The 4,731-nt window shown below is 67.5% G+C and carries 3 protein-coding genes and 1 pseudogene; 3 read left to right on the top strand and 1 reads right to left on the bottom strand.

Features of this window, described 5'->3' with window-relative positions; genetic code table 11:
• The 3 genes and pseudogenes from KH616_RS21615 to def form a co-directional block, all read left to right on the top strand.
• On the top strand, positions 1–880 hold an 880-nt coding region (locus KH616_RS21615; protein WP_292250654.1), incomplete at its 5' end, for a cell division protein ZipA C-terminal FtsZ-binding domain-containing protein.
• 139 nt (positions 881–1,019) lie between these two features.
• Positions 1,020–3,095: pseudogene (gene ligA, locus KH616_RS21610) on the top strand (NAD-dependent DNA ligase LigA).
• On the top strand, positions 3,092–3,625 hold the full coding sequence (gene def / locus KH616_RS21605) for a peptide deformylase (protein WP_292250653.1): 534 nt from the start codon (positions 3,092–3,094) through the stop codon (positions 3,623–3,625). Before ligA ends, def begins: the two are co-directional and overlap by 4 nt.
• A 109-nt stretch (positions 3,626–3,734) precedes the next feature.
• Here def and KH616_RS21600 read toward each other — a convergent pair.
• A partial coding sequence (locus KH616_RS21600; RefSeq protein ID WP_292250651.1) for a pseudouridine synthase occupies positions 3,735–4,731 on the bottom strand: 997 nt, incomplete at its 5' end.

The following is a 4,731-nucleotide window of genomic DNA, read 5'->3' as shown; positions in this document are numbered from 1 at the left end:
GATGCTCATGCCGCCCGATGCCGAGCCGGTGATGCCGGCCGCGACGACGATTTCCGCGGCGCCGCCCGCGGTCGTCGACCGGCGCATCGACTGCATTGTGCCGATCCGTCTCGCCGCGCCGCTGCCGGGCGACAAGATCGTGCCGGCCGCGCAGCGCCTGCGCCGGGCGGGCAGCAAGCCGGTGCACATCGAAGGCAAGCCGGAGGGCGGTCACTGGGAACTGTTGCAAAACGGCGTGCGCTACGAGGAACTGCGTGCGGCCGTGCAGCTCGCGAACCGCAGCGGCCCGCTGAACGAGCTGGAGTTTTCCGAGTTCGTGACGGGCGTGCAGCAGTTCGCCGATGCGATCGACGGCGCGCCTGAATTCCCGGACATGATGGAAACGGTATCGATGGCGCGCGAGCTCGACGGCTTCGCCGCGCAATGCGACGCGCAGCTGTCGATCAATGTGCTGTCCGACGGTGCGCCGTGGTCGGCGAACTACGTGCAGGCGGTCGCGTCGCAGGATGGTTTGCTGCTGTCGCGCGACGGCACGCGCTTCGTGAAGCTCGACGCGAAGCAGAACCCGGTGTTCATGCTGCAGTTCGGCGACACCAACTTCCTGCGCGACGACCTGACCTACAAGGGCGCCAACATGATCACGCTGGTGCTCGACGTGCCGGTCGCCGAAGAGGACATCCTGCCGTTCCGGCTGATGTGCGATTACGCGAAGTCGCTGTCCGAGCGGATCGGCGCGCGCGTCGTCGACGATCAGCGCCGGCCGTTGCCGGAGTCGACGCTGCTCGCGATCGAGCAGCAGCTGATGAAGCTGTACGCGAAGCTGGAAGAAGCGGGCATTCCAGCCGGGTCGCCGGTCACGCGGCGGCTGTTCAGCCAGTGATGCCGGATCGGGCGGTGCGGCGATCGTCATCGTGCCGCGCCGCGGATTGTGCCGGGCGTCTGTCCGACAGACGCGCCGCTGCCGCGTCAAACTGAGATAATCGGGCATCCGATTGTCTCAGAAAGAAACTCCCGCCAGCATGGCCCGAATTCAAGCCGAACCGCCAGCCACTGAACCCGCCGCACGCGCCGCATGGCTGCGCGATCAACTCGAGCGGGCGAACTACGCCTATTACGTGCTCGACCAGCCCGAATTGCCGGACGCCGAATACGACCGGCTGTTCGCCGAGCTGCAGGCGCTCGAAGCGGCGCATCCCGATCTCGTCACCCCTGAATCACCGACACGGCGCATCGGCGGCGAAGTCGCGAGCGGCTTCACGCCGGTCGTTCATGCGATGCCGATGCTGTCGCTCAACAACGGCTTTTCCGACGACGACATCGTTGCGTTCGACAAGCGCATTTCCGACGCGCTCGACAGGACCGCCGATCTCGCCGGCACCGTGACCGATCCGGTCGAATACGCGTGCGAACTGAAGTTCGACGGCCTCGCGATCTCGCTGCGCTACGAGAACGGCCGGTTCGTGCGGGCATCGACGCGCGGCGACGGCGCAACGGGCGAGGACGTGACCGAGAACGTGCGCACGATCCGCTCGATTCCGCTGAAGCTGAAGGGGGCGAACGTGCCTGCCGTGCTCTAGGTGCGCGGCGAGGTGCTGATGTTCAAGCGCGATTTCGCGCGCCTGAACGAACGGCAGCGCGCGGCCGAGCAGCGCGAATTCGCGAATCCGCGCAACGCGGCGGCGGGCAGCCTGCGCCAGCTCGACCCGAAGATCACCGCGCAGCGTCCGTTGTCGTTTTTCGCGTACGGAATCGGCGTGCTCGAAGGCGCGGAGATGCCGGCCACGCACAGCGAATTGCTGGACTGGTACGTGTCGCTCGGCATGCCGGTGAACCGCGAGCGCGCGGTCGTGCGCGGCGCGCAAGGGCTGCTCGATTTCTTCCGCCGGATCGGCGAAAAGCGCGAGTCGCTGCCCTACGACATCGACGGCGTCGTCTACAAGGTGAACCGCCGCGATGAACAGGAGCGGCTCGGTTACGTGTCGCGCGCGCCGCGCTTCGCGCTCGCGCACAAATTCCCCGCGCAGGAGGCGCTGACGACGCTCGTCGCGATCGACGTCCAGGTCGGGCGCACCGGCGCGATCACGCCCGTCGCGCGGCTCGAGCCGGTGTTCGTCGGCGGCGCGACGGTGACCAACGCGACGCTGCACAACGAGGACGAGGTCCGCCGCAAGGACATCCGCATCGGCGACACCGTGATCGTCCGCCGCGCGGGCGATGTGATTCCCGAAGTGGTCGGCGCCGTGCTCGACCGGCGGCCGGACAATGCGGCCGAGTTCGTGATGCCGACCGCGTGCCCGGTGTGCGGCTCGCGGATCGAGCGGTTGCCGGACGAAGCGATCGCCCGCTGCACGGGCGGCCTGTTCTGCCCGGCGCAGCGCAAGCAGGCGCTCTGGCACTTCGCACAGCGGCGCGCGCTCGATATCGACGGACTCGGCGAAAAGATCATCGACCAGCTGGTCGAGCAGAACCTCGTGCGCACGCCGGCCGACCTGTTCAACCTCGGCTTCACGACGCTCGCCGAGCTCGACCGGTTCGCGGAAAAGTCCGCGCAGAACCTGCTCGATTCGCTCGAGAAGGCCAAGCACACGACGCTCGCACGCTTCATCTATGCGCTCGGCATCCGACATGTCGGCGAATCGACGGCGAAGGATCTCGCGAAGCATTTCGGTTCGCTCGATCCGATCATGGACGCGTCGCCCGAGGCGCTGCTGGAAGTCAACGACGTCGGGCCGGTTGTCGCGGAGTCGATCCATCAATTCTTCGCCGAGGCGCACAACCGCACGGTGATCGAGCAGCTGCGCGCGCCGGGCAAGGTCACGTGGCCGGAAGGGCCGCCGGCACCGAAGGCGCCGCAAGGCGTGCTGGCAGGCAAGACCGTCGTGCTGACCGGCACGCTGCCGACGCTCACGCGCGAAGCGGCGAAGGACATGCTCGAAGCGGCCGGCGCAAAGGTGGCCGGCTCGGTGTCGAAGAAAACCGATTACGTCGTCGCGGGTGCGGAAGCGGGCAGCAAGCTCGCGAAGGCCGAGGAACTCGGCATTCCCGTGCTCGACGAAGACGGTCTGCACACACTCCTGGAGGGCAACGCGTCATGATTCGCGAGATTCTGAAGATGGGCGATCCCCGCCTGCTCGAAATCGCCAAGCCGGTCGAGAAGTTCGATACGCCCGAGTTGCACGGGATCGTCGCCGACATGTTCGACACGATGCATCATGCGAACGGCGCCGGGCTCGCCGCGCCGCAGCTCGGCATCGGCCTGCAGATCGTCATCTTCGGCTTCGGCAGCAACAACCGCTATCCGGAAGCGCCGCCCGTGCCGGAGACCGTGCTGATCAACCCGAAGATCGAGTACATGCCGCCCGACATGGAGGAAGGCTGGGAAGGCTGCCTGTCGGTGCCGGGCCTGCGCGGCGTCGTCAGTCGTTATGCGAAGGTCCGTTATACGGGCTTCGACCAGTACGGCGAGAAGATCGAGCGCGTCGCCGAGGGCTTCCACGCGCGGGTCGTGCAGCACGAATACGATCATCTGATCGGTACGCTGTATCCGATGCGGATTACGGACTTTTCCCGTTTCGGCTTCACCGACGTGCTGTTCCCGGGGCTCGACGCGGCCGCGGAAGACTGATCGGGCATGCCGTCGCGTCAAGAGCGATGCCGCGACTGAAATGCACAACGCCCGCTTGCGCGGGCGTTGTCGTTTCTTGCCGCGATGCGGCGCGAAGGGCGGGCCGGACTCAGAACGTCTCGTCGGCCGACAGGTAGCGCCATTGGCCTTGCGGCAGCGCGCCGAGCATCACGCGGCCCATCCGCACGCGCTTGAGGCCGATCACCTCGAGGCCGACCAGTTCGCACATGCGGCGAATCTGGCGCTTCTTGCCTTCGCGCAGCACGAAGCGCAGCTGCTCGCCGTTTTGCCAGCTGACCATCGCCGGTTTCAGCGCGACGCCGTCGAGTTCGAGGCCGTGCCGCAGCTTCGCGAGCGATTCCGCGGGGAAATGCTGGTCGATGTCCGTCAGGCGCTCGCCGAATCGGACGCGCACCAGATATTCCTTGTCGATGTCCGATTGCTCGCCGATCAGCTGCTTCGCGACGCGACCGTTCTGCGTCAGCACGAGCAGGCCGGTCGAGTCGATATCGAGCCGCCCGGCCGGTGCGAGCGCGCGCAGATGCTGGGGCGCGAAGCGCATCGGCGAGCGGTCGCCGCTCCAGTGATTCTCGCGCGTGATCAGCACGGCCGCGGGCTCGTAGCCGTCTTCCGCCTGACCCGATACATAGCCGACCGGCTTGTGCAGCAGGATCGTCACCTGCGCGGCCTGCTCGGCGCGCGCGCGATCGTCGATCTCGATGCGCTGGTCGGCGCGCACCTTCGTGCCGAGCGTGTCGATGCGTTCGCCGTCGACCAGCACCCAGCCTTTCTCGATCCATTCGTCAGCCTCGCGGCGCGAGCACAGGCCCAGTTCCGACATGCGCTTCGACAGCCGCATCAGGCCGGTCTCGTCGCCCCGATCGTGTGCCGCAGGGCGCTTCACGGGCTGCGCGGTCTTCAGTGCGCTGCCGGCCGGACGGCGGGCAGGCGCGCCGTCGCGGGCCGGGCGCGTGCCGGCGGCCGATGTGCGCGGTGCGTTATCGTCGCGGCGCGGTTTGCGTGCATTGTCACGCGCACCGAAGCGGTCGCAGTTTGCTGCCGGTTTCGCCGGGCGGCCGGAATCCGGACGGGGGCCGAAGCGGTCG

Origin of the sequence: Burkholderia sp., from assembly GCF_018375725.1 — a bacterium.
In the GTDB taxonomy this organism is placed as follows: Bacteria; Pseudomonadota; Gammaproteobacteria; order Burkholderiales; family Burkholderiaceae; genus Burkholderia.
This window is presented reverse-complemented; position numbering and strand designations above follow the sequence as displayed.